This window comes from Okeania sp. SIO2B9, from assembly GCF_010672505.1.
GTDB lineage: Bacteria > Cyanobacteriota > Cyanobacteriia > Cyanobacteriales > Microcoleaceae > Okeania > Okeania hirsuta.
Genome location: NZ_JAAHGK010001010.1, coordinates 1 through 2,864, shown reverse-complemented (window position 1 = coordinate 2,864; position 2,864 = coordinate 1). Strand labels below are relative to the sequence as shown.

Annotated in this window: 2 protein-coding genes; one reads left to right on the top strand and one right to left on the bottom strand. The window is 33.2% G+C overall.

The features are described from left to right. Positions 1–1,300, top strand: a 1,300-nt coding sequence (locus F6K13_RS26620; protein WP_287288941.1) for an AAA-like domain-containing protein, incomplete at its 5' end; no start/stop codon positions are given. Between the two features lie 674 nt (positions 1,301–1,974). On the opposite strand, the gene F6K13_RS26615 is transcribed toward F6K13_RS26620, so the two are convergent. Further along, on the bottom strand, positions 1,975–2,574 hold the full coding sequence (locus F6K13_RS26615) for a DUF2059 domain-containing protein (RefSeq protein WP_287279507.1): 600 nt from the start codon (positions 2,572–2,574) through the stop codon (positions 1,975–1,977). Positions 2,575–2,864: the final 290 nt, after the last annotated feature.

Genomic DNA, 2,864 nt, shown 5'->3' with positions numbered 1-2,864 from the left:
TGTTGGAGTAACTGCAATTCAAGCTTTAACAGGAAAACCTCCCCAACTATTTCCCCTAAATAGCTATGGAGAAATAGACTGTAAAAAACTCTTTTCCTCTTCCGATGTCAGTGATGAGTTAGTTAGTTTTTTCATAAAAATGGTGAATATTCACTGGCCTCTACGCTACCTAGACGCTAAAGTTGCTTTGGCAGAATTATCGAATATTACATCAAATTTAATAAGAGTGAAAAAACATAATATATGCTACGCAAACTCAATAGACACTCCTACTGATATACCTATTTCTGATATAGAACTACCTTCTGGTCAAGTTCCTTTAAATTCTCCTTTTTATATTGAGCGATCGCCTATCGAATCAGAATGTTTTCAAGCTATTGTTAAACCCAACGCATTAATTAGAATTAAAGCGCCTCGACAAATGGGAAAAAGTTCTTTATTATCCCGAATTTTAGCTCATTCTAGTCAGCAAGGTCATCGAATAGTTGATCTAAATTTTCAAACTATAGATACGGAATTTATCGAAAACTTAGACAAATTTTTGCAGTGGTTTTGTGCAAGTATTAGCGACAAATTGGGTTTAGAAGAACAGTTAGATAAATATTGGAAAAAAGTCTTAGGAGTGAAAAAAAGGTGTACAAAATATTTTGATAAATATTTGCTCGCTGAAATTAAAGCTCCCATAGTTTTAGGATTAGATGAAGTTGACAAAATTTTCCAAAATCCCGGTCTAGCAACAGATTTTTTTGCCTTATTAAGAGCTTGGCACGAACAAGGTAAAAATAATCCTGATTGGCAAAGATTACGATTAATAATTGTTCATTCTAAGGAGGTTTATATTCCTCTGAATATTAATCAGTCTCCCTTCAATGTGGGATTAGGAATTGAGTTGCCAGAATTTAATTTAGAACAGGTAAAATATTTAGTAGAAATACATGGTTTAAAATGGTCTTTAAATTGGTCTGAAAAACTAATGGAAATGTTAGGAGGCCATCCTTATTTAGTACGTCTAGCACTTTATCAAATTGCTAGTGGAAAAATTACTTTAGAACGACTTTTAGAACTGGCAGCAACTGATGAAGGACCTTACTATAATCACTTACATCCACATTTGTTGAACTTGCAAAAAGATGAAACTTTACAGAAGGCAATGACAAAAGTTGTTAATGCAAAAACTCCTGTGGAAATTGGTACAATTGAGGCTTTTAAATTGCGGAGTATGGGATTAGTTAAATTTCGGGGAAATGCTGTGGTGCCTTTGTGTAGTTTATATAAAGAATATTTTCGAGTTCATTTTTGAAGAAGGAAGAAGGAAGAGGGTTATACCGTTTCACGGAAATTAAAATTATAAGTTATAAATCAAAAGTCAGAAGAATTAGGAAGTAAAAACTCAATGATGGGACTTTAGTTTATCATTTTCTTTGTGGATTTAATACCCCACCGTCAACGGGGGTGTTCAAAATTACTTGGGGGAGCGTAGACGCGGAGCGGCCCTTCGTTGACTATCCATAAGTAATTTTCCTCCTGTCTCCTGTCTCCTGTCTCCTGTCTCCTTCTTCAATATACCATTTTGAAAAAAGAATGTTACGAATAGTAAGAGGGATAAAAATAATTTTCAGGAGACATCCCTTTGACAAAAAAGATGATTTCCAACCTAAAAAGTGGTATTGAAGCAATTCCCATACGACTCCTGACTCCTGACTCCTGACTCCTAAAAAATCCCCTAGTTATTTGTAGCAAACATTTATCAAAATGGTATTATACCAATTCCTAAAAGTAACACTATACTTGGGTAATACTTCAGTTATTAATTAATCACAACAGATAGAATCACTTTTTTGCTAAAAATAGCCCAGTTAATATGAATTATTCTTACTTTTTACTTCTCCCCCACCCCTCTACTTCCCCTCCAGGGAGGGGTTAGGGGTGGGTTCCCTACTCAACAAAATGTAGAAAAGTTTTTGAGAAATGGTATTAGTTGATACGTTGTAATTCCTCAGCAATAATCTCTTGCATAACACTCTTAATTTTTGGGTTGAGTACCTGAGCTGTTCTTTGCATAGATTCTTGAAACAATTGTGGCATAAGTTCAATAGTTTTTCTTCCGGTTGGAGTTTGATAAAATTCAATTAATGTCTGCAAATCTTCTTCTGTAAAATATTTATCATAGATAGGATAGTAAACTTCTTCAACAATTTGTTGATAGCTAATACGTTCGAGAAACATCTGATTAGATTTCCGGATAATACTGGTTGTTTCTTGGTTGAGCTTATTTGTAATTTGTTGCCTTTCTTCGGGAGAAAGTTGTTGATTTTCAACTAATTCAGAAGTTAAAATAGAACTGAATTGTTGTTCCATTTGAGACAACATAGCTCGAATTACTTCTTGAAATGTTTTTTCGCCTCCTATAAGTTCCAAATATCGATCGATCAGTTGTTGTTTTCTTGTAGAAGTTTTCTGGGATACTCTCAGATTAGATTCAGAATAATTAGGAAAAATTTGAGGGTTAGAAACTTCAGAATTTAGGAAAAACAATGATGAAGTTAAACTAATTAGGAATATTTGTTTTAACATGAGTCAAATTAAGTTAATTTAAGTTGATTAGAGGTAGACGTATAATCAAAAATGAAGCCTTAACTCCAATATTTTCTTTGTTCTTGATTCTAATACCAAATTCACGCAAAGGCAGTTACATCTTAATTTGTGATTTCTTCTTAAAAGAAAAAAATATAAATTCCATAAATTCTAAAATTTCCACCTTTTTTCCTCTTTAATATTTATGTTTTTCTTTCTCTGTTCCCAGCTCCGGTGTTCCCAGTTAAGTGTGTCCTCACCCTTTGCAATATTTTATGAAATTGGTATAA